The sequence below is a fragment of the Streptomyces sp. NPDC005878 genome (assembly GCF_040629815.1).
In the GTDB taxonomy this organism is placed as follows: Bacteria; Actinomycetota; Actinomycetes; order Streptomycetales; family Streptomycetaceae; genus Streptomyces.
The window spans coordinates 53,008-79,513 of sequence record NZ_JBEXWK010000039.1 but is presented as its reverse complement, the minus strand read 5'-3'; the positions used below and the strand labels follow the sequence as shown (position 1 = coordinate 79,513).

At 72.5% G+C, this 26,506-nt stretch carries 20 protein-coding genes; 6 read left to right on the top strand and 14 right to left on the bottom strand.

Annotated features, from left to right (window positions below; all coding sequences use genetic code 11):
• Positions 1-188: 188 nt before the first annotated feature.
• Positions 189-815, top strand: coding sequence for a hypothetical protein (locus ABZ404_RS35765; protein ID WP_358836597.1), 627 nt, complete (start codon positions 189-191; stop codon positions 813-815).
• Between the two features lie 237 nt (positions 816-1,052).
• Here ABZ404_RS35765 and ABZ404_RS35760 read toward each other — a convergent pair whose 3' ends face one another.
• From ABZ404_RS35760 to ABZ404_RS35750, 3 genes are all read right to left on the bottom strand, one after another.
• Positions 1,053-1,715 carry a hypothetical protein gene (locus ABZ404_RS35760; protein ID WP_358836596.1) on the bottom strand — a complete coding sequence of 221 codons (663 nt, stop codon included), beginning with the start codon at positions 1,713-1,715 and terminating at the stop codon, positions 1,053-1,055.
• A gap of 105 nt (positions 1,716-1,820) precedes the next feature.
• Positions 1,821-2,531, bottom strand: a complete 711-nt coding sequence (locus ABZ404_RS35755) for a ribonuclease HII (protein ID WP_358836595.1) — start codon at positions 2,529-2,531, stop codon at positions 1,821-1,823.
• 187 nt (positions 2,532-2,718) lie between these two features.
• Entirely contained in the window at positions 2,719-3,354 is a 636-nt protein-coding gene (locus ABZ404_RS35750) for a TetR/AcrR family transcriptional regulator (RefSeq protein ID WP_358836594.1), read from the bottom strand.
• A 222-nt stretch (positions 3,355-3,576) separates the two neighbouring features.
• Here ABZ404_RS35750 and ABZ404_RS35745 point away from each other — a divergent pair, with 222 nt between their 5' ends.
• Positions 3,577-5,133, top strand: a complete 1,557-nt coding sequence (locus ABZ404_RS35745) for an MFS transporter (RefSeq protein ID WP_358836593.1) — start codon at positions 3,577-3,579, stop codon at positions 5,131-5,133.
• A gap of 50 nt (positions 5,134-5,183) precedes the next feature.
• Here the strand turns inward: ABZ404_RS35745 and ABZ404_RS35740 are convergent, their stop codons facing one another.
• From ABZ404_RS35740 to ABZ404_RS35730, 3 genes are all read right to left on the bottom strand, one after another.
• Positions 5,184-6,095, bottom strand: coding sequence for an ADP-ribosylglycohydrolase family protein (locus ABZ404_RS35740; RefSeq protein WP_358991327.1), 912 nt, complete (start codon positions 6,093-6,095; stop codon positions 5,184-5,186).
• A gap of 12 nt (positions 6,096-6,107) precedes the next feature.
• A complete protein-coding gene (locus tag ABZ404_RS35735) occupies positions 6,108-6,767 on the bottom strand; it encodes a histidine phosphatase family protein (protein ID WP_358837747.1) in 660 nt (219 codons plus the stop codon).
• A 64-nt stretch (positions 6,768-6,831) separates the two neighbouring features.
• The gene (locus tag ABZ404_RS35730) at positions 6,832-7,437 is read right to left on the bottom strand and encodes a YdbC family protein (protein WP_358837748.1); all 606 of its coding nucleotides are present in this window, start codon (positions 7,435-7,437) and stop codon (positions 6,832-6,834) included.
• 124 nt (positions 7,438-7,561) lie between these two features.
• Between ABZ404_RS35730 and ABZ404_RS35725 the strand changes: the two genes are divergently transcribed.
• Entirely contained in the window at positions 7,562-8,092 is a 531-nt protein-coding gene (locus ABZ404_RS35725; RefSeq protein ID WP_358837749.1) for a TerD family protein, read from the top strand.
• 134 nt (positions 8,093-8,226) lie between these two features.
• On the opposite strand, the gene ABZ404_RS35720 is transcribed toward ABZ404_RS35725, so the two are convergent.
• Both ABZ404_RS35720 and nrdR read right to left on the bottom strand, forming a co-directional pair.
• Positions 8,227-11,121: a vitamin B12-dependent ribonucleotide reductase gene (locus ABZ404_RS35720; RefSeq protein ID WP_358833858.1), complete on the bottom strand. Its 2,895-nt coding sequence runs from the start codon at positions 11,119-11,121 to the stop codon at positions 8,227-8,229.
• 142 nt (positions 11,122-11,263) lie between these two features.
• Positions 11,264-11,785, bottom strand: coding sequence for a transcriptional regulator NrdR (nrdR, locus tag ABZ404_RS35715; RefSeq protein WP_358833857.1), 522 nt, complete (start codon positions 11,783-11,785; stop codon positions 11,264-11,266).
• 673 nt (positions 11,786-12,458) lie between these two features.
• On the opposite strand from nrdR, the gene lexA reads away from it, so the two are divergent.
• Positions 12,459-13,253 carry a transcriptional repressor LexA gene (gene lexA / locus ABZ404_RS35710; RefSeq protein WP_358833856.1) on the top strand — a complete coding sequence of 265 codons (795 nt, stop codon included), beginning with the start codon at positions 12,459-12,461 and terminating at the stop codon, positions 13,251-13,253.
• A gap of 168 nt (positions 13,254-13,421) precedes the next feature.
• Here lexA and ABZ404_RS35705 read toward each other — a convergent pair whose 3' ends face one another.
• The 5 genes from ABZ404_RS35705 to ABZ404_RS35685 all read right to left on the bottom strand — a co-directional run bounded on the left by ABZ404_RS35705 (position 13,422) and on the right by ABZ404_RS35685 (position 21,794).
• Positions 13,422-15,416 (bottom strand): ATP-dependent DNA helicase, encoded by a 1,995-nt coding sequence (locus ABZ404_RS35705; protein ID WP_358833855.1) that lies wholly within the window; start codon positions 15,414-15,416, stop codon positions 13,422-13,424.
• Positions 15,417-15,453: 37 nt separating this feature from the next.
• Positions 15,454-17,322, bottom strand: coding sequence for an IucA/IucC family siderophore biosynthesis protein (locus tag ABZ404_RS35700; RefSeq protein WP_358833854.1), 1,869 nt, complete (start codon positions 17,320-17,322; stop codon positions 15,454-15,456).
• A 79-nt stretch (positions 17,323-17,401) separates the two neighbouring features.
• On the bottom strand, positions 17,402-18,427 hold the full coding sequence (locus ABZ404_RS35695) for a GNAT family N-acetyltransferase (RefSeq protein WP_358833853.1): 1,026 nt from the start codon (positions 18,425-18,427) through the stop codon (positions 17,402-17,404).
• An 18-nt stretch (positions 18,428-18,445) separates the two neighbouring features.
• Positions 18,446-20,380 carry an IucA/IucC family protein gene (locus tag ABZ404_RS35690; protein WP_358833852.1) on the bottom strand — a complete coding sequence of 645 codons (1,935 nt, stop codon included), beginning with the start codon at positions 20,378-20,380 and terminating at the stop codon, positions 18,446-18,448.
• A gap of 28 nt (positions 20,381-20,408) precedes the next feature.
• The gene (locus ABZ404_RS35685) at positions 20,409-21,794 is read right to left on the bottom strand and encodes a diaminobutyrate--2-oxoglutarate transaminase family protein (protein ID WP_358833859.1); all 1,386 of its coding nucleotides are present in this window, start codon (positions 21,792-21,794) and stop codon (positions 20,409-20,411) included.
• 420 nt (positions 21,795-22,214) lie between these two features.
• Here ABZ404_RS35685 and ABZ404_RS35680 point away from each other — a divergent pair, with 420 nt between their 5' ends.
• Both ABZ404_RS35680 and ABZ404_RS35675 read left to right on the top strand, forming a co-directional pair.
• Positions 22,215-23,435, top strand: coding sequence for a hypothetical protein (locus ABZ404_RS35680; RefSeq protein ID WP_358833851.1), 1,221 nt, complete (start codon positions 22,215-22,217; stop codon positions 23,433-23,435).
• Positions 23,436-23,644: 209 nt separating this feature from the next.
• Positions 23,645-24,814 (top strand): hypothetical protein, encoded by a 1,170-nt coding sequence (locus tag ABZ404_RS35675; RefSeq protein WP_358833850.1) that lies wholly within the window; start codon positions 23,645-23,647, stop codon positions 24,812-24,814.
• Positions 24,815-24,924: 110 nt separating this feature from the next.
• Here ABZ404_RS35675 and hflX read toward each other — a convergent pair whose 3' ends face one another.
• Complete coding sequence (gene hflX, locus ABZ404_RS35670) at positions 24,925-26,430, bottom strand: GTPase HflX (protein ID WP_358833849.1); 1,506 nt, start codon at positions 26,428-26,430, stop codon at positions 24,925-24,927.
• Between the last annotated feature and the right edge of the window lie 76 nt (positions 26,431-26,506).

The following is a 26,506-nucleotide window of genomic DNA, read 5'->3' as shown; positions in this document are numbered from 1 at the left end:
GGGCAGGGATATGAGCGTCATACCCTCCGATTCCAGTCAGCTGGTCCATTTGCTCGTTGCCGCGTGCCCGTGAGCCAGCGAGAATTGGAGCCGCGCCTCAACGGCGGACCCGGCGGCTCGGGCCGTGCCGTGCTGCGCCCTCACCCGACCCTGCCCGCACTGTGGGCGCGTATCCGGAAGGGAGGACCGTGACCTTCGGATTCGCTCCGTCCACAGCCTCGGCGGGCGCGTCGTCCCTCACGTCGGCGGCGCCCGGGAACCGCCTCGCCAGGATGCTGGAGCCCGCCGAGTGGGCCGCGGCGGGGATCCCGCTGCTGCGCAACCCCCGCGAGGTGGTCGTCGGGCTGCACACCCGGCACCACCCGGGCCCCTCGACGGCCGTGATCGCGGTCCTGGACCACGAGGAACGGCTGGCGGCGAGCGCCTCGTTCGTCCGGCGCCCCGGCCCCGCGGACGGCTGGGAGTTCCGCAACGCGCTCCTCGCGCACCTGCGCCGGGTGATCCCGCACGACCTGCGCCGGCGGACCCCGGTGCGCACGGCGGTGCTGCTCTACTGCCGTGACGGCGACGAGCGTTGGACGGAGGAGGACGGCGCCTGGATGTGGGGTCTGCGGGACGCCTGCACCCTGCACGGGCTGCGCTGCGGCGCGTACATCACGCTGACGCGCGGCGGCTGGCAGGTCCTGGGCGAGGGCCGCGGCGGCCGCCACCCCAACTCCACGACCCGCCCCGGCACCCTGGCGGACACGGACCCCGCACCCCCACCGCTCCGCAGCGGCCCGGCGGAAACCCTCCGCAGAGTGGCGGCGCGCTAGCGCCCACCCCACAGGGGCGCGGGACACAGGGGCGCGGGGAACGGCGCGAGCAACCCACCACCACCCGCACACGGGAACGGCGGGCACCCCCCAAAGGGGTGCGGGGAACGGCGCGACCAGCCCACCACGACCCGCACACGAACAACCGCAGGCAACCCCCGAAGGGGCGCGGGGAACTGCGCGAGCAACCCACCACCACCCGCACACAAAGAAGAGCAGCCCCCGGAGGGTCCCCCCTCAGACCCCCGCGCCCAGCACGGAGTTGACCCGCTGCGGGTCCCCGCAGACGATCAGCAGCGCCCCGGCCCGCTGACGCGCGACCGACAGCGCGGCCACAGCCGCATCGTCCCCGCCGTTGACGGCGACGATCACGACGGGACGGCCGGCCGCACGCTCGACGGACGCGGCCGACGCGTAGAACACGTCGTCGCGGGCGTCGTGCTGCGCCCAGTACGACTCCTCGCCGAAGGACAGCTCGTGCGCCGCCCACGGGTGCGGGTCACCGGTGGTGAGGACCAGGATGTCGCCCGGCGCGCGGCCGGTGTCGAGCAGCAGGTCCACCGCCTCGCCCGCCGCGTCGAGCGCGCCGTCGGCCGGGGCGGGGATGAGCTGGATCTGCGGCCCGTCGGCGGCCCCGCCGAGGGGCGCCTGGGGCTGGGCGGCAACGGCAGCCGGAGCGGGAGCGGCAGCCGGAGCGGCCGCGGCGGCGCCGGAGTGCGTGCGCTGCGCGGGGGGCGTGGGCCGGGCGGGGCCGGGCCCCGGACGACCGGGACGCGGTGCGGCCGCGGTACGCGGACCAGGAACGGGACGGGGGGTCGGCGCGGTGCGGCCGGCGGCCGGAGTGACGCGGGGACCCTGGGCGCTCTCGTGAATCTGAGGCTCCTCGGGGATGAGAGGCATGGGTAAAGGTCTATCAAACGCCGGTGAATGGGGCACCACCGGGTGGGCACAAAAGTGCGATCGGGGCGGAGTCTCCCCGTAAAGGGCGGGGAAAGTCCAGGGATTTCAGAAGTCGAAGCCGAGCTGGCCCCCGCTTTCCAGGGCGGCTGCCGCCGCCGGGATCCTGACCTTCTTCAGGTGCCGCCAGCGCGGCAGGGCGTCGAGGTACGCCCAGGACATCCGGTGGTGCGGGGTCGGCCCCCGCTCCTCCAGCGCCGTCTTGTGCGTGGGCGAGGGGTAGCCGGCGTTGTCGGCGAAGCCGAACACCTCGTACTCCCCCGCCGCTCCCCCGAGTTCGGCCATCATCGCGTCCCGGCGCACCTTGGCGATCACCGAAGCCGCCGCGACCGCGACGCAGGACTGGTCCCCCTTGATGACGGTACGGACCTGCCACGGCGCGCCGAGGTAGTCGTGCTTGCCGTCGAGGATCACCGCCTCCGGGCGTACCGGAAGCGCGTCCAGGGCGCGGACGGCGGCGAGACGGAGCGCGGCGGTCATCCCGAGCTCGTCGATCTCCTGCGGCGAGGAGTGCCCCAGCGCGTACGAGGTCACCCAGGTCTCCAGCTCCCCCGCCAGTTCGCGCCGGCGCTTGGGGCTGATGAGCTTGGAGTCGGTCAGACCCTCGGGCGGCCGGCGCAGCCCCGTGATCGCGGCGCACACCGTGACGGGACCGGCCCACGCCCCGCGGCCGACCTCGTCGACACCGGCGATGATCTTGCATCCGGTGGTGGCGCGAAGCGAGCGCTCGACGGTGTGGGTGGGTGGTTCGTACGGCATGGCGCCAGCAAGGTTACGCCGCCCGGGCCGCCGAGAACACCCCGGCCTCCCGGCACCCCACGATCCGCACCCCGGACCCGCGCGATCGGCACCCCCGGACCCGCAAGCCCGACGCCCCGGACCCGCACGTTCCGCACCCCGGGCCCGCACAGCCGGCACTCCCGGACCCGTAGGCCCGACGCCCCCGTCAGACCGTCCGAACCCGCAGCAGCGGCACCAGCACATGATCGATCATCTCCGCGACCGCCTCGTCGGGCCATTCGCTTCCGCGTACCTTCGCGCGGAACATCATCAGCCCGGGGATGATGTCGAAGATCACGTCGGGGCGGGCGTCCGGCCGGACGTCGCCCCGCTCGATCCCCCGCTGGACGGCCTCCCGGAAGAGCCGCTGGGCGGGCTCGACCAGGCGCCGCAGGACCAGCCCGTGGAACCGGTCGGCGCTGGCGGCGTCGCATTCGTAAAGCACCGAGCGCAACGCGAAACCGGACCGCGAGTACATCGCCTCCCGCAGCCGGAGGCAGAGCCGGTAGAGGTCCTCGCGCACCGAGCCGTGGTCGTCGGCGCGGTCCAGATCGGGGAGCCCGGACCGCAGCGCGTCGGCCACCAGCTCCTCCTTGGAGGACCAGCGCCGGTACACCGCGGCCTTCCCGGTCTGCGCCCCGGCGGCCACCCCCTCCATGGTCAGGGCGTTCCAGCCGACCGTGCTCAGCTGCTCCAGGGCCGCGTCGAGGATCGCCCGCTCCAGCACGGGGCCCCGGCGGCGAGGGGAGACCCGGGGCCGCGGCGGGGCCTCGTCGGCGGTGGCCGGGCGCGAAGTAGCCATCGTCTTCTCTCCGTTGGGGACGGGGTCCGCCTCCCTATGGTGGTCGCCCGTCGGCGGTTTGACCAGGAGCGGCCCAGGCCGGGCCCCCCGCACGAGGGCTCCCGGCCGACCCGCCCACCAGCTCCAACTTCCATAGAGAACGCTTGTGTTCACTCTTCGGCGCTCGCTACGCTCTCCCTAGTGAACGGTGGCGTTTCCTAGTACGTCTTGAGGGGACCCTTTATGACGTCTGATCAGATAGACGCGAAGCCCGGCACCGACGCCCACACGCAGCCCCCGCGCCCCGACCGCCGCGGCGTCGCCCTCGCGGTCATCGCGATGTGCCAGCTGATGGTCGTCCTGGACGCGACGATCGTGAACATCGCCCTCCCCCACATCCAGACCTCCCTCGGCTTCTCCACCAGCGACCTGACCTGGGTCATCAACGCCTACGCGCTGACCTTCGGCGGACTGCTGCTGCTCGGGGGCCGGGCCGGCGACCTGCTCGGGCGGCGCCGGATGTTCATCACCGGCATCCTCGTCTTCACCCTCGCCTCGCTGCTCGGCGGCTTCGCCCAGGAACCGTGGCAGCTGCTCGCCGCCCGCGCCCTCCAGGGCATCGGCGGCGCGATCGCCTCCCCCACCTCGCTCGCCCTGATCGCGACGACGTTCCCCGAAGGCCCCGAGCGCAACCGCGCGTTCGGCGTCTTCTCGGCCGTCTCGGCGGGCGGCGGCGCCATCGGCCTGATCGCGGGCGGCATGCTCACGGACTGGCTCAACTGGCGCTGGGTGCTCTTCGTCAACGTCCCCATCGGCCTGGTCATCGCCGCGCTGGCCCCCCGCTGCATCCGGGAGTCGGAGCGCCACCCCGGCACCTTCGACCTGGCCGGCGCGTTCACCTCGACCGGTGGCATGGCCGCGCTGGTCTACGGGTTCATCCGCGCCGCGGGCGAAGGCTGGCGCGACGGCCTCACCCTGGCGTCCTTCGGCGCCGCCGTCGTCCTGCTGCTGGCCTTCGTCGCGGTGGAGCGGCGCTCCCCGCAGCCGATCACCCCGCTGCGGATGTTCGCCGACCGCAACCGCTCCGGTACGTACGTGATCATGCTGAGCCTCGCCGCGGCCATGTTCGGGATGTTCTTCTTCATCGTGCTCTTCGTGCAGAACGTGCTGCACTACAGCCCGGTCAAGGCCGGTGTCGCGTTCTTCCCCTCCACCCTGGCCATCGTGCTCGCGGCCGGGCTCGCCACGAACCTGCTGCCGCGCGTCGGCCCCAAGCCGATCGTGGTCACCGGTTCGCTGATCACCGCGGGCGCCATGGCCTGGCTGACCCTCATCGACCCGGACAGCACCTACACGGGCGGCATCATCGGCCCGCTGCTGCTCTTCGGCTTCGGCATGGGCCTCAACTTCGTCACCCTCACCCTCACCGCGGTCTCCGGCATCGCCGACAGCGAGTCGGGAGCCGCGTCCGGCCTGCTCAACACGACCCAGCAGGTCGGCGGCGCGCTGGGCCTGTCCATCCTGACCACGGTCTTCGGCACCGCCAGCCGGAACGAGGGCAAAACCCAGCTCAAGGACTTCCTCGCGCACGGCTCACCGGAACAGAAGGCCGCCTTCGCCAGGACCCACCAGCTGCCCGCGCCCTGGAGCGACGAGGTCCTCGCCCACGGCATCGGCACGGCCTTCATCGCGGCCGTGGCGCTGGTGGCGCTCGCCGCGCTGGTCGCGCTCTTCGTCATCCAGGTCCGCAGGAGCGATCTGGAGGCGCTGAGCGGCAAGGCGGGCGTGCCGGCGGGCTGACGGGGCCGGCCGTTCCTTGCCCCGGCCCCTGCCCCCGGCGACGGCCCGGCTCAGGCCGAGGCGGTCGCCGGGACCCACTCCGGCAGTTCCTCGGTCCGCGCCAGCCACTCGGCCGGGGGAGCCCCGCCCGCCGCCGCCGCGATCACCCCGCCGACGATCGCGCAGGTGGTGTCGACGTCTCCGCCCACCTGCGCGGTCGTCCAGAACGCCGTCTCGTAGTCGCCGAGTCCCCGCGCCGCCGACCACAGCGCGAACGGCACCGTGTCGTGCGCGCTGGTCCGCCGCCCGCACCCGAGCACCGCGGCGACCGTGGCCGGGTCGCCGTAGTCCAGCATGTCCCGCGCCCGCCGCAGCCCCGCGCCGACCGCGCTGCGCGGCACCAGCGCGACGACACCGTCCAGCAGCGCCGCCGGGGTCGGCGGGCCCGCCGGATCGGCGGCCAGCGCGGCGGCGGCCGCGACCGCCATCGAGCCCACCACGGCCTCGCGGTGCTGGTGGGTGGTGTACGAGGAGATCTCGGCCTGGTGGGTCGCCTGCTCGGGGTCGTCCGCGTACCAGGCGCCCAGCGGGGCGATCCGCATCGCGGAGCCGTTGCCCCACGAGCCCTGGCCGTTGAAGAGCGCGGCGGCCAGCTCCCGCCAGTCCCCGCCCTCCCGGATCAGCCGCAGCATCCGGTTGACGGCCGGGCCGTACCCCCGGTCGAAGTCGTGGTGCTCGGCGAAGGAGCGGGCGAGGCGGTCCTGGTCGATACGGCCGTGGGTGGCCAGGACGGCCAGGACCGAGCAGGCCATCTCGGTGTCGTCGGTCCACTGCCAGGGACCTGCGGGCAGCTCGCGCCGTTTGAGCAGCGGGTAGTGCGCGGGGACGAAGAACTGGGAACCCAGGGCGTCTCCCACCGCCAGCCCGCGCAGGCTGGCCAGCGCGCGTTCGAAGCGTGAGTCGAGTGTGGAGTCAGCGGTCATCGCACACCCACTCTATCCGGTGATGCCGTACGGCTCGGGGACGCGCCACCGCTCGAACTGCCGGTCCAGCGTGTACCGCCCGTCCGGGCCCAGGAGCAGCGTCCTGGTCTCCGCGTTGCCGGGGTTGGACAGCGACTCGAAGTCCGCCACCGTCCAGTGGAACCAGCGCATGCAGAACAGCCGCATGGTCAGGCCGTGGGTGACGAGCAGGACGTTCGGCGGATGGTCCGGCGCCTCGAAGCTGCGGTGCAGGCTCTCCAGGAACGACCCCACCCGGTCGTACACGTCCGCCCCCGACTCGCCCTGCGCGAAGCGGTAGAAGAAGTGGCCGTAGGCGTCCCGGTAGGCCTTCTGCAGGCGGACGTCGTCGCGGTCCTGCCAGTTCCCCCAGTCCTGCTCGCGCAGCCTCGGCTCCTCCCTGATCCGCACGAGCTCCGGGTCGAGGCCGAACTCCCGGAACGTCTCGTGGGTGCGCCGGTAGGGCGAGACGTAGACGCTGACGCGCTCGCGTCCGAACGTCTCCCGCAGCCGCTCCCCGGTCGCGCGGGCCTGGCGCCGCCCGGCCTCGGTGAGCCGCAGCGCGTGGTCGGGCTCGCGTTCGTACACGGTGTCATCGGCGTTCCCCTCCGACTCGCCGTGCCGGACGAGGACGATGCGACGCGGTCTTGCCATGCGTCAACCCTAGATCGCCGGTCCGGCGTCCGAGCATCCGTCCGGCCGCCATCCGGCGTATCGCTCACACCGTCCAGCTGGGGTTCAGGTCGACCACGGCCCCCGACAGGCCCGACACATCGGCCGCCGTGCCCGCCCGCAGCGTGAGCCGCTCCACCCGGTCGGCCCGGTACTTGCCGTGCTCGGCCGCCGACCGCCACATGGACAGGACCAGGAACTCGTGCCCGGGGGCCTCGCCGAACACCCCGCGCAGCATCCCCGGCGACCCGGCCATCGCCGGGTTCCAGATCCGCTCCTGGGCGGAGGCGAAGTGCTCCACGCGGTCGGCGTGCACCCGGCAGTGCGCCACCCGCACCACGTCGGCGTCGGTGAAGCGCGGCTCGAAGCCGGTCTTCACGTCGAAGCGGTGGTCGAACAGCTTGGCGCGCGGGTTCCTGTACGTGCCGGACTGCGCGGCCGCGAGCCGGTCGTGGGCGCGCGCCATGAAGGAGTCGTAGAAGGCGCGGCTCTCCCAGAACGTGAAGACGTGCGCCACATCGGGCCGCCCTCTGCTCCACCCGCCGCCCTGGCCCCTGAATCCCGGCTCCCCCAGCAGTCCCGCCCACTTCCGCTGCCCCCGGTCGAAGCCGGGACGGTCGACCACCGTGCAGCGAATCCACTTGACCAGCACGGCGCCATCGTACGGCCGACGCACCCGCCCCCGGTCCCACTCCGGCGGACCGGTGGGCCACGCGCGCGTGGCAGCATGGTCACAGAGCGGTCGCCAACAGGCCGCCCCGGGGAGGGGTTTGGGGATGAGCGGATTCAGCAAGGGACTCGGCAAGGTCGAGGTGGCACTGCGGTGGGACCCGAGCCCGGCCGGCGCCCCGGCCCACGACCTCGATCTAATCGCCGCGGTCTACCTCGCGTCCGATCCCTACGGCAGCCCCGCCTACCTGGTGCACTTCGACAGCCGCTCCCCCGACGGCACGGTCTACATGAGCCGCGACAGCACCACCGGAAAGGGCTTCGGGGACGACGAGGCGCTGACGGTGGAGTTCGCCCGCCAGCCGGAGGCGCACGGCCGGATCGTGGTCGGCGTGGTCATCCAGCAGCGCCCGGACCGGCTGGTCTTCGGCGAGGTGGCCAACCCCGAGGTGCACATCCGCGAGGGCTACACCCAGCTGGCGCGGGACGACTTCTCCACCGTGGCGCACTGCACGGCCGCGACGGTCGCGGAGTTCGTCCGGGCCCCGGGCGGCGCCTGGCGGCTGAACCCGGGAGTGCGCGGCTTCGACCTGGAGCCGGACGAGTTCACCGCCGCGATGGGCGCGCGGGCCGTCTGACTCCCCCGTACGCGGCCGGGGCCCTGGGGGGATGTTTCCGCCCCCGGACACCCCTGTGGGGACCGGCGGTTCGCCGGTCCCCACAGGCAGGGCCTATACGGCCCCAGGAGCGCTCACACCAGGAGCGCCCGCGGTCAGCTGCAACCGCTGGTCGAGCCGCAGCCCTCGCAGATGTAGCAGGAGCCGGCCCGCTGCATCTTGGTGCCGCAGGAGAAGCAGAGCGGCGCGTCGGCGCTGACGCCGAGCTGCATCTCGACGAGCTCCGCCGAGTTGTGCACGGCCTTCGGGGGCTCGACGACGGCCGGCTTCGGCGCGGCGACGGCCTTCAGCGTCTCCGTCTGACGGGGGGCGGACTGGGCCAGGCCCTCGACGTCCACGTCCTCGTCCTCCAGGGTCGGCTCGTACGAACCGGTCTCCAGGTGGCGCTGACGCTCCTCGGCGGAGTGGATGCCGAGGGCCGAGCGGGTCTCGAAGGGCAGGAAGTCCAGCGCCAGGCGGCGGAAGATGTAGTCGACGATCGACTGCGCCATCCGCACGTCCGGGTCGTCGGTCATACCGGCCGGCTCGAACCGCATGTTGGTGAACTTCGAGACGTAGGTCTCCAGCGGAACGCCGTACTGCAGGCCCACGGAGACGGCGATCGAGAAGGCGTCCATCATGCCCGCGAGGGTCGAGCCCTGCTTGGACATCTTCAGGAAGACCTCGCCCAGACCGTCGTCGGGGTAGGAGTTCGCCGTCATGTAGCCCTCGGCGCCACCGACCGTGAAGGAGGTGGTGATGCCCGGACGGCCCTTCGGGAGGCGCTTGCGGACCGGGCGGTACTCGACGACCTTCTCGACCGCCGCGCGGATGGTCTCCTCGGTCTTCGCGGTGACCTCGGCCTTCTCCGTCTCCTTCTTCTTGGCGGAGAGGGGCTGGCCGACCTTGCAGTTGTCGCGGTAGATCGCGAGCGCCTTGACGCCCATCTTCCACGCCTCGAAGTAGACCTCTTCGACGTCCTCGACGGTCGCCGTCTCCGGCAGGTTGACCGTCTTGGAGAGCGCGCCCGAGATCCACGGCTGGATGGCCGCCATCATGCGGACGTGGCCCATCGCGGAGATGGAGCGCTCACCCATGGCGCAGTCGAAGACCTCGTAGTGCTCGGTCTTCAGGCCCGGGGCGTCGATCACGTTGCCGTGCTCGGCGATGTGGGCGACGATCGCCTCGATCTGCTCCGGCTGGTAGCCGAGGCGGCGCAGCGCCTGCGGCACCGTGCCGTTGACGATCTGCATCGAGCCGCCGCCGACCAGCTTCTTGAACTTGACCAGCGCGAGGTCGGGCTCCAGGCCGGTGGTGTCGCAGGACATCGCGAGACCGATGGTGCCGGTCGGGGCGATGACCGACGCCTGGGCGTTGCGGAAGCCGTTCTTCTCGCCGAGGCGGACCACGTCCTGCCAGGCCTCCGTTGCGGCGGCCCAGATCGGGGAGTCCAGGTCGTCCACGCGGACGGCCTTGGTGTTGGCGTCGGCGTGCTGCTTCATGACGCGCTGGTGCGGCTCGGCGTTGCGGGCGTAGCCGTCGTAGGCGCCGACGACCGCGGCGAGCTCCGCGGAGCGCTTGTACGAGGTGCCGGTCATCAGCGAGGTGATCGCGCCGGCGAGGGCGCGGCCGCCGTCGGAGTCGTACGCGTGGCCGGTGGCCATCAGCAGGGCGCCGAGGTTGGCGTAGCCGATGCCCAGCTGGCGGAAGGCGCGGGTGTTCTCGCCGATCTTCTGGGTGGGGAAGTCGGCGAAGCAGATCGAGATGTCCATCGCGGTGATGACCAGCTCGACGACCTTCGCGAACCGCTCGACCTCGAAGGACTGGTGGCCCTGGCCGTCGTCCTTGAGGAACTTCATGAGGTTCAGCGAGGCGAGGTTGCAGGACGTGTTGTCCAGGTGCATGTACTCGCTGCACGGGTTCGAGCCGTTGATGCGGCCGGACTCCGGGCAGGTGTGCCAGTGGTTGATCGTGTCGTCGTACTGGATGCCCGGGTCGGCGCAGGCCCAGGCGGCCTCGGCCATCTTGCGGAAGAGCGACTTGGCGTCGACCTCCTCGATGACGTCACCGGTCATCCGGGCGCGCAGCCCGAACTTGCCGCCGGTCTCGACCGCCTTCATGAACTCGTCGTTCACGCGGACGGAGTTGTTGGCGTTCTGGTACTGGACGGACGTGATGTCGTCGCCGCCCAGGTCCATGTCGAAGCCCGCGTCGCGCAGCGCGCGGATCTTCTCCTCCTCCTTCACCTTGGTCTCGATGAAGTTCTCGATGTCGGGGTGGTCGACGTCGAGGATGACCATCTTGGCCGCGCGGCGGGTGGCGCCGCCCGACTTGATGGTGCCGGCGGAGGCGTCGGCACCGCGCATGAAGGAGACCGGGCCCGAGGCGTTGCCGCCGGAGGACAGCAGCTCCTTGGAGGAGCGGATACGGGAGAGGTTCAGGCCGGCACCGGAGCCGCCCTTGAAGATCATGCCCTCTTCCTTGTACCAGTCGAGGATCGACTCCATGGAGTCGTCGACGGACAGGATGAAGCAGGCGGAGACCTGCTGGGGCTGCGGGGTGCCCACGTTGAACCAGACGGGGCTGTTGAAGCTGAAGATCTGGTGCAGGAGGGCGTACGCCAGCTCGTGCTCGAAGATCTCGGCGTCCGCGGGCGAGGTGAAGTAGCCGTAGTCCTCGCCGGCCTTGCGGTACGTCTTCACGATCCGGTCGATGAGCTGCTTGAGACCGGTCTCGCGCTGCGGGGTGCCGACGGCCCCGCGGAAGTACTTGCTGGTGACGATGTTGACCGCGTTCACCGACCAGAAGTCGGGGAACTCGACGCCACGCTGCTCGAAGTTGATCGAGCCGTCGCGCCAGTTGGTCATGACGACGTCACGACGCTCCCAGGTCACCTCGTCGTACGGGTGCACGCCGGGGGTGGTGTGGATGCGCTCGATACGCAGACCCTTGGCCGTCTTGGAACCCTTGGTGCGGGATCCTCGTGCCGGGCCGCTCGTCGTCTCTGTCATGCCGCCTCCCATACGCGGGCGAAAACGCCCAGAAGTGCCCGAATGTTCCCGTGGCACGGTGTGTGTCTTGTGTCCCGGACGCCGCGCAGAGCGCCCGTGACAGGTCCTGGATTGCCGCCGTCCGGCGACCGGGGTGCGCCGGTCAGTCGGCGGCGGTGGCGGGCACGGGGACCGCGGGGGCCGCTCCTGCCACGCGCGCGTCCGCGTCGTCCGCGGGAGGCCGTTGTTCGCGGAGTTCCGCGATGGCGGCCTCGAAGTCCTCAAGGGTGTCGAACGCCCGGTACACGGACGCGAAGCGCAGGTACGCGACGAGGTCGAGCTCCTGCAAGGGGCCGAGTATGGCCAGACCCACGTCGTGGGTGGTCAGCTCGGCGCTGCCGGTGGCGCGCACCGCCTCCTCGACCCGCTGGCCGAGCTTGGCGAGGGCGTCCTCGGTGACCGGCCGCCCCTGGCACGCCTTGCGGACGCCAGAGATGACCTTGGTGCGCGAGAAGGGTTCGGTGACGCCCGACCGCTTGACGACCATCAGCGAGGCCGTCTCCACCGTCGTGAAGCGACGGGAGCAGTCGGGGCACTGGCGGCGCCTGCGGATCGACGTGCCGTCGTCGGTCGTCCGACTGTCGACGACACGGCTGTCGGGGTGCCTGCAGAAGGGGCAGTGCATTGGATTCCAACCCTCCTTCGCAGCACGACTGAATAGCCTCGTCAGGCCTGTTCAGGCCCCGGCGAAGCAGCCACCAGCATAGGCGATGGGCGCGGACCGGAGGACCAGCGACCACAACTTCTGGGCGGCGGGGGCAATCCAACCACTAGATCTGGGGTTTTGCCGACAAGCGTCCACTACCGCGTGTCGCGGATCGGTCGCGCAGGGAACAACGCCCGGGAGGCCGGTTCCGGCCCGTGTCCGCGCGGGCCCGGAGGGCGACGGACGACCTGGGGGCGAGCACCCGGGGCGGACCGGCCGCGCACCCGACGGAACGTCCTCGCCGGGCGCGCCCGGCGGCTTTTCCGGGCGACCGGATGGCAGACTGGGTGCCCGGCACCGGCCGTCGCGGCGCGGTCGTACGTACGCACGGTCCAGCGGTGTCCGGTGGGCTGCGGGCGGCTGAGTGCGGCGCACGCCCGGGGATGCGGCCCCGGCGGTGAAGGTTACCGTAATCGCCCGAAATGCCGGTGCCCCGGGTAGGGATCGGGCCCCGGTCGCAGCGCCCGCATACACCCGGCCTTATTGTCGCGTCACGCTTTCTGCGATTTTTCACTCGAACGTGTGTTTGGCGCAACCTTTCGAAAGCTACTACCGTTGTCCAGCTAGGGAGACCATTTCGAGAGGGGCCGACGTGACCACCACCGCAGACAGTGCCACCATCACTGCCCAGGACCGCTCCCAGACCCGACTTGAGCCGGTGCATGCCATGAATGACGCAGTCACGAACCAGGAGGGCGGCGATCCCGCGCGGTCCACGCGCTCGCTGCCCGGGCGGCCTCCGGGCATCAGGGCGGACAGCTCCGGTCTCACCGACCGGCAGCGGCGGGTCATCGAGGTCATCCGCGACTCCGTCCAGCGCCGGGGATACCCGCCGTCGATGCGGGAGATCGGTCAGGCGGTGGGTCTCTCCAGCACGTCGTCGGTCGCCCACCAGCTCATGGCCCTGGAGCGCAAGGGCTTCCTCCGCCGCGATCCCCACCGCCCCCGGGCGTACGAGGTGCGCGGCTCGGACCAGCCCAGCAGCCAGCAGACCGACACCACCGGCAAGCCCGCCGCCTCCTATGTGCCGCTCGTCGGCCGGATCGCCGCCGGCGGCCCCATCCTCGCCGAGGAGTCGGTGGAGGACGTCTTCCCCCTCCCCCGCCAGCTGGTCGGCGACGGCGAGCTCTTCGTCCTCAAGGTCGTCGGTGACTCGATGATCGAGGCCGCGATCTGCGACGGCGACTGGGTCACCGTCCGCCGCCAGCCCGTCGCGGAGAACGGCGACATCGTCGCCGCGATGCTGGACGGCGAAGCCACGGTGAAGCGGTTCAAGCGCGAGGACAACCACATCTGGCTCCTCCCGCACAACTCGGCGTACCAGCCCATCCCCGGCGACGAGGCGACCATCCTCGGCAAGGTGGTGGCGGTGCTGCGGCGGGTCTGACCACCCCGCCGGCAAGGACCGGCCCCGGGACCCACTGCGCCGGTCCCGGGGCCCTGCTCTGCCCGGCCGAGCCCCGGTACGCATGGTTGAGCCCCGGCTTCCCGACCCCGGCTTCCCGGGGGAGCGGGGAACCGCGTGCCCAGCCGCAGCCGACCCGCGGCCGGAGAACTACTTCCCCTCCCCCTTCGCCACCGCGTCGATCGCGGCCAGCGAGCGCCGCACCTGGTTGCGGTCCGTGGTGTACCAGAAGTCGGGCAGCGAGGCCCGCAGATAGCTGCCGTACCGCGCGTTGGCCAGCCTGGGGTCCAGTACGGCGACGACGCCCCGGTCCCCCATAGCCCGGACCAGCCGGCCCGCGCCCTGGGCCATCAGCAGCGCCGCATGGGTCGCGGCGACCGCCATGAAGCCATTGCCGCCGTTCTCCTCCACCGCCTTCTGGCGGGCGCTCATCAGCGGATCGTCGGGCCGGGGGAACGGGATCCGGTCCATGACCACCAGCTGGCAGCTCGCCCCCGGCACGTCGACGCCCTGCCACAGCGAGAGCGTCCCGAACAGACACGTCTCCGGGTCGCCCGCGAACGTCTTGATCAGCTCGCCCAGGGTGTCCTCGCCCTGGAGCAGGATCGGCTTGTCCAGCCGGCCGCGCAGCTCCTCGGCGGCGGCCTGGGCGGCCCGCATCGACGAGAAGAGGCCCAGGGTGCGGCCCCCGGCCGCCTCCACCAGCTCCGCGAGCTCGTCCATCATGTCGCCGCGCGAGCCCTCCCGGCCCGGCGTCGCCAGATGGCGGGCGACATAGAGGATGCCCTGCTTGGGGTAGTCGAAGGGCGAGCCGACGTCGATGCCCTTCCACTGCGGCACGTCCTCGCCCTCGGTGCCCTCCGGCGCCAGGCCCAGCGAGGCGCCCACCCCGTTGAAGTCGCCGCCGAGCTTGAGCGTCGCCGAGGTGAGCACCACCGAGCGGTCCGCGAAGAGCTTCTCCCGCAGCAGCCCCGAGACGGAGAGCGGGGCGACCCGCAGGGAGGCGCCACTGTGCCGGTAGGCGGCTCCGCCGCGGGGCTCGTGCCGCTCGTACCAGACGACGTCGTACTCGGAGCCGTTGGCGATCCGCTCCGCCACCGCGTGGACGCTCTCGACCGCCGCGAGGGCCTGCTTGCGCACCGCGTCCTCGTCCTGGACGGACTTGTCGCGGGTGGAACCGAGCGCCGAGATCACCGTACGAGCGGCGTCGCGCAGCGCCATCAGCGCGTACCCCAGGTCCTCCGGGATCTCCTCCAGGCGGCCCGGCAGCGCGAGCTCCATCAGCCGCTCGAAGCCCTCGGCGGCGCTCTGGAGCTGGTCGGCGGCCTTCTCGTTGACGAGCTTGGCGGCCCGCCGCACCGCCCGGTTGACCTGCCCCGGGGTGAGCTCCCCGGTGGCGACGCCGGTGACGCGGGAGACCAGCTCGTGCGCCTCGTCGACGATCAGCACCTCGTGCTGCGGGAGCACCGGCGCGCCCTCGATCGCGTCGATCGCGAGCAGGGCGTGGTTGGTGACCACCACGTCCGACAGCTTGGCGCGCTCGCGGGCCAGCTCCGCGAAGCACTCCGCCCCGTACGCGCACTTCGAGGCGCCCAGGCACTCCCGGGAGGAGACGGACACCTGGCCCCAGGCGCGGTCCGAGACGCCCGGCGTCAGGTCGTCGCGGTCGCCGGTCTCCGTCTCGTCCGCCCAGTCCCGCATCCGCAGCAGGTCCTGGCCGAGCTTGCTGGTGGGCGCCGCCGCCTCGAATTGGTCGAAGAGCCCGTCCTCCTCCTCCTGCGGCACGCCCTCGTGGAGGCGGTGGAGGCAGAGGTAGTTCGAGCGGCCCTTGAGCATGGCGAACTCCGGACGGCGGCGCAGCTGCGGGTGCAGCGCCTCGACCGTACGCGGAAGGTCGCGCTCCACGAGCTGCCGCTGGAGCGCCAGGGTCGCCGTGGCCACCACGACGCGCTCGCCGTGCGCCAGCGCCGGCACCAGATAGCCCAGGGACTTTCCGGTGCCGGTGCCCGCCTGGACGAGCAGGTGGGAGCCGTTGTCGATGGCGTCGGCGACGGCCGTGGCCATGGTGACCTGGCCGGGGCGCTCCAGGCCGCCGACGGCGGCGACGGCGGCGTGCAGGAGCTCGGGGAGAGATGGCTTCGTCATAGCCCGACCACCCTACGGGGCACCACTGACAATCCGATCACGTCGGCGGTGCGAGCGGGTTCGGGACGGTGCCCGCGACCGCCGCGTGCGGGCGCTCGGGGCGGTCCCGGTAGCCGTCCAGATGGAGCCGGTTGCGGTTGAGGCAGAGCCGCTCGATCCGGGGTGTGAGCAGGTCGAACATCTCGTACCGCTCCTTGAGGTCGGGGAACCGGGCCTGGTGGCGCAGGATCTCCTCCCGCACCAGCGCCCAGAAGTCGTCCTCCGCGACGCCCAGTTGCTCCTCGCACAGCGGCGCGAGATAGCGGAAGACCCCGATGAAGAGGCCGGAGTGGATGAACTGGGTGAGGAAGGACGGCGGCTCGGTCAGCAGGACGGCGCGTACGTCGTCGGGCATGGAGTCGTGCTCGGGCAGCGGGTCCGCGCTGACGTTCACGTCGTCCACGAAGTCCTTGATCGCCAGGCGTACGGGCACGTCGTGCCGGTCGAAGACGACGATGGCGTTCTCGCCGTGGGGCGAGAAGACCGTCCCGTAGCGGTAGAGGAACCGCAGCAGCGGCGGCAGCAGCGCGCCGAAGAGCCGGCGCAGCCAGATCCGGGGGGCGAGGCCGGAGCGGGCGACGAGCTCGGCGGTGAAGGCGCGCCCGCGCGGGTCGGTGTGGAGCAGCGAGGCGAGCGTACGCGCGCGTTCGCCCCCCGCCAGACGGCTCTGCAACGGCTCGCGCCAGATCGCCCCGAGCAGCTCCTTGTACTGGTACGGGACCTCGGCGAGGTGGTCGTACAGCGGGTGCTCGACCGCCACGGAGGCCACCTCTCCGAGCAGGATCACCCCGCACTCGTCGCGCAGGAACGGATCGGCGTCGCACAGGGCCTGCATCCAGGCCGTGACGGCGGGGGCGGCGAGCGTGCGCTCGGTCGGCAGGCCCCGCCACACGAGCGTGTTCAGGATGGACAGCGGCAGCTTCACGGTGTGCCGCTCGGGGCGCGAGGTGTTGAGGAAGGTCCGGATGGACTGCTGCGGGAGCCGCAGGTCGGCGTCGCCCGGCAGCGGGACGATCGCGCCGTCGGCGACGGCCGGCGCGAACAGCGGCAGGACCACCTCGTCCCACTGCCAGGGGTGGACGGGCAGGTACAGATACTCCTCGGGCGCGAGTCCCCGCGCGCGCAGCGCGGCGGCGAAGGCCTCGCGGACCTCGGGGTCGAGCTCCCGGGCGTAGAGCCGGTCGGGGGTGGCGAGGGCGGTGACGCCGCGGTAGCGGGCGAGGTCGGTGCGGACCGCGATCCAGGGCAGCGGCGCGGCCTGGCGGGCCTCGGGGGCCCAGCGGGCGGCGTCGGCCGCCGAGAACCCGACCCGGCCCTTGTTCAGGACGAGCCAGGGGTGCCCGGTCTGGTGGCCCTCCAGCTCCGCGTACCCGAGCTCCGCGAGGCGGGCGGCGGACAGGGCGGTGTGGTCGAGGCGGGTGTCGGCGGCGAGGGTGGCCGTCAGCTCGCCGACGAGGTGGCCGAAGGTGGCGCCGTCGAGTCCGAGCGTGCGGCGGGCCCGCGTGAGGAAGGCGAGCGGGTCGGTGAAGGGCTGTCCGTCGTGGTGGACGGAGTCGGCGTCGACGAGCCAGTCGTCGTACGCGCCGCGCCGGGCGCGGAAGGAGAGGGCGGTGCCGTCGTCCAGGGGCTGGGTGTAGCTGCCGGGTTCCCGCCGGGGGCCGTCCGCCCCCCGGGGTCCGTCCGGTCCGGGGCCCTCCCCGCCGTCCCGGCGCGCGACCGGCTCGATGATCCCTTCGTACGCGAAGGACCCGAGCATCTTGGCGAGCAGGCGGCGGGCCGCGCGGTCCCAGGTGTCGCGGTTCAGCTCGGGCGGGACGAGCAGGTCCTCCCGTTCGTCGGAATCATCGGGGACAAGCGGGTTCGGCAAGGCGACTCCTCGGGGTGGAACCGGTGCGGTTCGAACGGTATGGAGGACAGCGGGTGGTGCGCGCCGGCTCGCGGCGGGTTCACAGCAGGTTCCTGAGCACGCGGTCGCGGACCATGAGGGCGGCCCGCTTGTCGGGCAGGTCGACTTCCGCGGAGAACCGGAACCCGGCGCTCAGGAACGCCGAGACGGACGGGGTGTTGCGCAGGTCGGGTTCGGCGACCACACGGGGGCAGAGCGGCCGGTTGTCGAGGACGAGATCGGCGACGGCCCGCAGCAGGGCGGTCCCGACGCCCCGACCGCGATCGGCGACACCACCGACGAGGAGGTGGACGCCGGTGTCGTGCGGACGCGCCGGATAGTGCCGGGCGAGCGGGTCGAGATCGGCGCGGTAGATCTCCCAGTAGCTCATCGGAACGCCATCGAGCAGACCGAGACACGGCACGCTCCGCCCGTCGCCGTCGAGCTGGGGCCGCAGATGGGCCGCCGTCACGGAGTCGGGCCCCGCCAGCTCCCAGAAGGCGGCCACGGCCGGGTCGTTCATCCAGGCGCTCAGGAGAGGGAGGTCCCGCTCGACACGGACGGGGACGAGGTGGAAGACGCCGACGGGGGTGGTGACCGGTCCCCACTCCCCCGGGCAGTCGAGCAGGCCGTCCCCGCGCGGGCGGGAGGCGAAGGGCGAGACGAGGGGTGACGTGAAGGGACGCGGGGAGGCGGGGACGGGGATGGCCGGGTTCGCGATGGCGGGAGACGCGACGAGGGGTTCCGCGGCCTCGCCCTCGCCCACCCCGCCCTCGGAGGCCCATCCCCCGTCGTCCAGGAAGTCACCGTCCAGCGCTTCGGCGGTCACGGCTTCGGCGGGCTCAGAGGCCTCGGTGGCCTCGGTGGCCTCGGCCCGCACGTCCCACCCCTCGGGGGCGCCGCCCTCACCCCCGCCGCCGCCCTCACCGTCGCTCTCCGCCTCCGCCGCGCCGCTCGCGTCCGCCCGCGACTCCCCGAACAGGGCGACGAGTTCATAGGGCAGTCGCATGTCCAGCGTGTCCTCGCCGTCGCCGGGCTGGGGGGTGGGACCGGCTCCGGCGTCGGTGCTCGCATCGGTGGGAGGCACGGCGACGCTCCTCTCTCGTCAGTCGGCGGTGTGGGGGGATGAACTTCCGGTGGAGTGGAGGGGATTGGCGATGGTGACGTACACGGACTGGGTGTCGACGGGGCCGACGAGTTCGTCGAGGCCGTGCAGCCGGGTCATGAGGTTGGCCTTGCAGCGCAGGGTCGGGCTGTCCAGCAACTGCGCGGGCAGCGGCGAGCCGAGCGCGGTGGCCCGGGTCAGGAACTGCCGCAGGGCGGCGAGGAGCACCCGCTCGTCGGCGAGGCGCTGGGCACCGAAGGCGCCGACAAGGCCGAGGACGTTGTTGATGCCGAGGTAGTACGCGAAGCGCTCGTCGGTGACGGCGTCGGAGACGAAGGTGTCGCTGGTGGCGCCGACCCCGGGCAGCCGGCGTTCCAGGGCGTCCCGGAAGGACTCGCGGAAGTAGTAGCCCTGGTTGTCGCGGTAGCGGCCGCCGACGGGCCAGCCGTCGGGGTCGAGCAGGACGAGGGTGTTCTGCTGGTGGGCCTCCAGCGCGATCCCGGCCGTGGCGTCCAGCCAGAGCACGGGGCGGACGACCTGGTCGAGGTAGCGCAGGAACCACTCGGCGGCCACGGCCGGGGCCGGCCGGCCGGTACGGGCGGCGAGCCCGGCCACGATGTCCGCGAGCCGTGAGCGCATCGCGGTCCCGGGGCGGCCGGGCAGCGGGCGCGGCGAGGTCAGGGCCGCGATGCAGACGGCGTCGTCGCTGGGGCCGAAGGGGTTGTGCCGGATCACCACGTCGAGGCCGGGCACCGGCCGGCCGTCCGGGGTGTCGACGGCGAGCCAGGCCGGGTCGCGGACGATGTCGAACCCGGGGTGGACGGCCTGCCACTGCTCGGCGAGGCCGGAGCGCAGCAGCCGGTGGACCTCCACGCCCCGGTGGAGCTCCTTGCGGAGGTTCTCCCGGCGGGAGTTGGTGATGCGCAGCCCTAGGGAGAGCTTGAGCATGGCGTCGGCGCCGGGGCGGTGCACCGTCCGTACAGAGGAGGTGGGATGCCAGGGTTCGCCGTACGGGCCGAGGTCGCGCAGGAGCCCGGCGTCGAGCAGTTCGGCGACGGCCGGCCGGTGGGTGACCTCGCGGGCCTGCCAGGGGTGCAGGGGCAGCGCCACGGCGTTCGCCGGGAGGGCGAGACCGGCGGCGAAGCGCGCGGTGAGCTCCTCGGCGGTAGCGGGCCTGCCGCCGTCGGTCCACGCGGAGTCGGCGGCGAGGACGGTACGGTCGACGGCCATCCAGTGGAGCGGGAAGGAGCCGTACAACTCCGGCGAGTAGCGGCGCAGTTCCGCCTCGGAGAGGCCTTCGCGGCTCTTCGGGGTGGGGTGGAGGGGGTGGCCGAGGAGGAGGGACTGCTCGGCGGAGAGGAAGAGGTCGGCCTCGTCGGCGGGGCCCGGGTCGCCGCGCCGTTCGGTGATGAACTCCGCGGTGCGCCGCACCGAGTCGGCGACGCGGCCCACCAGATCGGCGCCCTCGCCGCGGCCCGACTCGCGGTTGATCAGGGCGGCGACGGTGACGGCGTCGACGGCCGGGGCCCCGTGCGGCGCGCCCTCCAGCTCCGGCATGCCGAAGCGGTGCCAGCCGGTGGCGGACCAGTACCGGACAGGGACCAGCAGGGCGGTGCCGCTGGCGCGCAGCGGGATGCGCAGCAGGGGTCCTCCGGGCGCGCCGAAGTCGTTCTCCCTCACCCAGCAGCGGAGCAGGTTCTCGACGGCCGCGGCCTCGGCGGCGGCTCCGGGGTCCGGGTGGTCCAGCGGCTCCCCGTCCGGATGCTCGTGCCCCCGGGCGCCGTGGAGGTCCGGCCGGGCCGGGTCGTCGGCCGTCAGCCGTTCACCGTGGATCCCCGCCTTCTGGCGCGGCACCGTCTCTGCCACGAGGGGGCCGCGGGGGGCGGTGGGACGGCCGGGGCCGTCGGGCGCGTCGGGCGCGGGGGTGCGGTTCACGGTGGGCTTCCTTGGGTGGGGGGCCGGGTCAGCGGGAGGGCCCGGTGTCGGTGCGGTGGCGGGGGGCGCGCTCGGCGGCGGCGAGGGCGTCGGCCAGCCGGTCGAGGACGGCGACCGCCTGTTCGTCGGTGAGGGTGAGGGGAGGCAGCAGCCGGACGACGCTGGAGTGGCGGCCGCCGAGTTCGACGATGAGGCCGCGGCGCAGGCACTCCCGCCGGACGGCGGTGGCCAGTTCGGGCGCGGGGGCCGCGGTTCCGGTGCGGGGGTCCTCGTGTTCGGGGTCGACGAGTTCGACGCCGATCATCAGGCCCCGGCCGCGGACGTCCCCGATGCCGCGGTGGTCCGCGGCCAGGCCCTGGAGCCGGGCGAGCATCCGGGCGCCGAGCAGGGCCGCGCGTTCGGCGAGCCGGTTCTCGCGGACGTAGGCGAGGGTCGCGGTGCCCGCGGCCATGGCGAGCTGGTTGCCCCGGAAGGTGCCCGCGTGGGCGCCGGGCTCCCAGAGGTCGAGGTCGTCGCGGTAGACGATCACGGCGAGCGGCAGGGAGCCGCCGATGGCCTTGGACAGCACCATCACGTCGGGCACGATCCCGCTGTGCTCGACGGCCCAGAAGGCGCCGGTGCGCCCGACGCCGGTCTGCACCTCGTCGGCGATGAGGGGGATGGAGCGGGCGGCGGTGATCTCCCGCATCCGGCGCATCCAGGAGTCGGGCGCCGGGTTCACCCCGCCCTCCCCCTGCACCGGTTCGACGATCATCGCGGCCGGGGCGGGCACCCCGCCCTTGGGGTCGTCGAGCAGGCTCTCGGTCCAGCGGGCGGCGAGCTCGGCGCCGCGCTCGCCGCCCACGCCGTACGGACAGCGGTAGTCGAGCGGGTAGGGCAGCCGGGTGACCCGGGCGGTGGAGGCGCCGCCGGAGGCGTCGAGGGCGCCGGCCGTCATGCCGTGGTACGCCCCGGTGAAGGCGAGCAGCCCGCCGCGGCCGGTGGCGGTGCGGACCAGCTTCAGCGCGGCCTCGACCGCGTCGGTGCCGGCGGGGCTGCAGAACTGGATCCGCGCGCGGTCGGCCAGCGCGCGCGGCAGGGTGGTGAACAGCTCGGTGGTGAAGGCGTCCTTGACCGGGGTGGCCAGGTCGAGCGCGTGCAGCGGGGCGCCGGAGTCGAGGACCTTGCGGATGGCTTCGAGCACGACCGGGTGGTTGTGGCCGAGGGCCAGGGTGCCCGCGCCCGCGAGGCAGTCGAGGTAGCGCCGCCCGTCGGCTCCCTCGATGGTCAGTCCGCGGGCGCGCACGGGCACGATCGGCAGCGAGCGGGCGTACGTCCGGGCGGCCGACTCGCGCAGGGACTGCCGCCGCAGGATCCCCTCGTGGGCGGGCGGGGTCCGCGGCGATGTGGTCGGAAGCTCGGCCGACGGTGGCACCGGCGCGGATTCGGTCACGGCCACGAGTTCTGGTCCTCCCACGGTGGGCGCTGCGCTGTGCGTGCCAGCCCCGTGCCGGGAGCCTGTGACGGTTCCGTGGCACGTCCGTTGCCCGGTGCGAACGGCGGGGCTGAAGGCTGGCGCGTTGTCCCCCGTACGTACCAACGACGGCGGGGCCGCAGGAGCACGGGTGACCGTGAAGATCCTTGCGGAGCGGAACCACGGCCCTGCCGCACACCGTCCCCACCGGCACCGGCATAGTGGGGGCCGCGCTTCGGCCGGCGGTTTCCGGCCGGGGCGGGTGGGCCGACGGCTTCGAGAGGGCCGGCGGTTCGCTTCAGTAACGGCAGGCGGTGGAGCAACGGTGGCTGCACCGCGCATCAGCACTTTCAGTACCGAAGTCCCAGGGGGATCAAGAACATGCGACCGACACGTCCGAATTCCGCGGCACGTGGGGGGAGGGGCGCGCGTCGGCGCAGCTCCCCGGTGCTGGCCGCTCTCGGCCTCACGGCCGCCCTCGCCCTGACCGCCACCGCGTGCGGTCCGGGCGACGACAAGGCCGACGCCAAGCCGACCGCCTCGGCGACGAGCGGCGACGACGGCCTCCAGATCCCGGACGACATCAAGGACCGGCTCAAGAAGCACGGCATCGACCCGGACAAGTGGAAGAACGGCGAGTGGAAGAACTGGGAGAAGTCCAAGTGGCTGCGTGAGGCCAGGGACTTCGTCAACCCGATCATCCAGGACCTGTGGGACCCGGACCGGATGCGCAAGGCCGAGAAGCCCCCGCAGAAGCCCGTCCCCAATGACATCTCGGGCGACAAGGGCGTGACGGACCCGACCCCGAAGCCCGTCAGGGCGCGGGCCCAGAAGGCTCCGTACCACGAGAGCCTGCCGGAGCTCGGCAAGCTCTTCTTCGACGGCCCCCAGGGCTCGATGGTCTGCTCCGCGACCGTCGTGAAGGATCCGGCGCACCCGGGCAAATCCAACATGGTGTGGACGGCGGGCCACTGCGTCCACGCGGGCGCGAAGGGCGGCTGGTACCGCAACATCGCGTTCGTCCCCTCGTACAACAACGCCGACATGTCGCTCGCGCAGTTGCGCAAGGCGACCCGTCAGCAGATAGCGCCGTACGGCGTGTTCTGGGCGGACTGGGCGCAGACCTCCCAGCAGTGGATCCAGGGCGGCGGCCCGACCGGCGGCCAGGGCGCGCCTTACGACTTCGCGGTGCTCCACGTCACCCCCGAGAAGAACAAGGGCGGCAAGTCCCTGGAGGAGACCGTGGGCGCGGCCCTGCCGGTGGACTTCAACGCCCCGGCCGTGCCGAAGATCGCGAGCATGACGGCGAACGGCTACCCGGCCGCGCCGCCGTACGACGGCCAGAAGCTGTACCAGTGCAAGGACAAGCCGGGCCGGCTCTCGCTCGACGCCGGTGCCCCGACGATGTACCGCCTGGGCTGCACCATGACCGGCGGCTCCTCCGGCGGCGGCTGGATCGCGGCGGGCGCCGACGGCAAGCCCGCGCTGGTCTCCAACACCTCCATCGGCCCGGTGACGGCCGGCTGGCTGGCGGGTCCGCGCCTGGGCCCGGAGGCCAAGGGCGTGTACGACTCGGTCAGCGCCAAGTACGCGGGCCGCTAGGCTCGCGGGGTCCGGGAGCTCTCCACGAGAGCTCCCGGACCTGCGTACGAGTCCCCCACGTGCCGACGGCATAGTGGGGGGTCGCGCGACGGCGGTCCCGGAAGACCCCGTCGCCCGCATGACATGCCCATGGCGGTACGCCCTCCCGGCGTGCCGCCCGGCACGAGCGGCAGAACACGGTACGAGCAATCTCAGGGGGAATCGTTTCCATGCGATCCATACGTCCGCTGCTGGCCTCCACCGGCCTCGCGGCGGCACTCGCGCTGACGGCCACCGCGTGCGGCCCCGGCGACGACGGCGCGGACAGCAAGCCGTCCGCGTCCAGCACCGCCCCGGGCAAGGACGGCCAGGGCCTTCCCGACGACGTCGCCGGCGCCCTCAAGAAGCACGGCGTCGACCTCGACAAGTGGAAGAACGGCGAGTGGAAGAACTGGGACAGGTCCACCTGGCTGCGCGAGGCCAAGGACTTCGCCAACCCGGTCATCGCCGGACTGTGGAAGCCCGAGCGGATGAAGTCCGCCAAGGACCCGCAGAAGACCATGGCCGCCGGTGACGTCAACGGCGACTCCGGCATCAGCGACCCGGAACCCCGGCCGGTCAGGGCCAAGGCCGAGAGCCTGCCCTACCACGACTACGCCGCCCCGGTCGGCAAGGTCTTCTTCGACTCCCCCAAGGGCTCCATGGTGTGCTCGGGCACGGTCGTGAAGGACCCCGCCCACCCGGGCAGGTCGAACCTCGTGTGGACCGCCGGCCACTGCGTCCACGCGGGCGCCCAGGGCGGCTGGTACCGCAACATCGCCTTCGTCCCGGCCTACAACGACCAGGGCAGGTCGGCCGCGCAGCTGCGCACCGCCCAGTCGCAGGAGATCGCCCCCTACGGCGCGTACTGGGCCGACTGGGCCTCCACCTCCGGCGAGTGGATCAACGGCGGCGGTCCCACCGGCGGCAGCGGCGCCCCGTACGACTACGCGGTGCTGCACGTGAAGCCGGAGCGCGGCACCAAGTCGCTGGAGGAGACCGTCGGCAACGCGCTGACCGTCAACTTCTCCACGCCCGCCGCGCACTCCGTCTCCGCGATGGGCGCCTGGGGCTACCCGGCGGCGCCGCCGTACGACGGCCTCAAGATGTTCAAGTGCGTCGACCGCCCCGGCCGGCTCTCGATCGCGCCCGCCACGCCCGCGATGTACCGCATCGGCTGCACCATGACCGGCGGCTCCTCGGGCGGCGGCTGGTTCGTCAAGGGGAGCGGCGGCAAGGCGGAGCTGGTCTCCAACACCTCGATCGGCCCGGTCACCTCGGGCTGGCTGGCCGGACCGCAGCTGGGCGACGGCGCCCGGCAGATCTTCACGCAGATGAGCCAGAAGTACGGCGGCCGGTAGGACGCTGACGCCCGACGGCTGACGACGCCGAGGCCCGCCCCCTCGTACGGAGGGGACGGGCCTCGGTCCGTCGGTGCGCGGGGCCGGGACGGCGCCCGGCCCGCGCGCGGTCAGTGCTTGGCCGGGACGTACGGAGCGAGCTCCGCCGCCAGCACCTCGTGCACCCGCGCCTTGAGCAGCGTGCCCTCCGGGGTGTGCTCCTCGGAGATCACCTCGCCCTCGGCGTGTGCCCGCGAGACGAGCTGTCCCTGCGTGTACGGCACGAGGGCCTCGATCTCGACCTCGGGGCGCGGCAGTTCGGCGTCGATGATGCCGAGGAGCTGCTCGATGCCCATGCCCGTACGGGCGGAGACCGCGATGGAGTGCTTCTCGATCCGCAGCAGGCGCTGGAGGACCAGCGGGTCGGCCGCGTCCGCCTTGTTGATCACCACGATCTCGGGCACGTCGAGCGCGCCCACGTCGCGGATCACCTCGCGCACGGCGGCCAGCTGCTCCTCCGGGGCCGGGTGCGAGCCGTCCACCACGTGCAGGATCAGGTCGGAGTCGCCGACCTCCTCCATGGTGGAGCGGAACGCCTCGACCAGGTGGTGCGGCAGGTGCCGGACGAACCCGACGGTGTCGGCCAGGGTGTAGAGCCGCCCGCTGGGGGTCTCGGCCCGGCGCACGGTCGGGTCGAGGGTGGCGAACAGCGCGTTCTCCACCAGCACGCCCGCGCCCGTGAGGCGGTTGAGCAGCGAGGACTTGCCGGCGTTGGTGTACCCCGCGATGGCGACCGAGGGGACCTTGTTGCGACGGCGCTCCTGGCGCTTGATCTCGCGGCCGGTCTTCATCTCCGCGATCTCCCGGCGCATCTTCGCCATCTTCTCGCGGATACGGCGCCGGTCCGTCTCGATCTTGGTCTCACCGGGACCACGGGTGGCCATGCCGCCGCCGGACGAACCGGAGCCGCCACCACCCATCTGCCGGGACAGCGACTGGCCCCAGCCGCGCAGCCTGGGCAGCATGTACTGCATCTGGGCCAGCGAGACCTGTGCCTTGCCCTCACGGGACTTGGCGTGCTGGGCGAAGATGTCGAGGATCAGGGCGGTCCGGTCGACCACCTTGACCTTGACGACGTCTTCCAGATGGATCAGCTGGCCGGGGCTGAGCTCACCGTCGCAGACGACGGTGTCGGCGCCGGTCTCCAGGACGATGTCCCGCAGCTCCTGCGCCTTGCCGGAGCCGATGTACGTGGCCGGGTCGGGCTTGTCACGACGCTGGTAGACGCCGTCGAGCACCATGGCGCCCGCCGTCTCGGCGAGGGCCGCGAGCTCGGCCAGCGAGTTCTCCGCGTCCTTGAGTGTCCCCGTGGTCCAGACGCCGACCAGCACGACGCGCTCCAGGCGCAGCTGGCGGTACTCGACCTCGGTGACGTCTTCCAGCTCGGTGGAGAGGCCTGCCACGCGCCGCAGGGCGGCGCGCTCGGAGCGGTCGAACTGCTCGCCGTCCCGCTCGCCGTCGATCTCGTGGCTCCAGGCGACGTCCTCTTCCATCAGGGCATCGGCCCGAAGGCTCTCGGTGCGGTTCTTCTCCGCGAAGCTCTGCTCGTCCTGGGAAGGGGATGAAGAGGAGGTCATTGGATCCTTACGTCGTTGGAATTGCGGTTATGCCGGTCACAACGCGTAGTGGACCCGAAAGATTCCCGGACGGAAT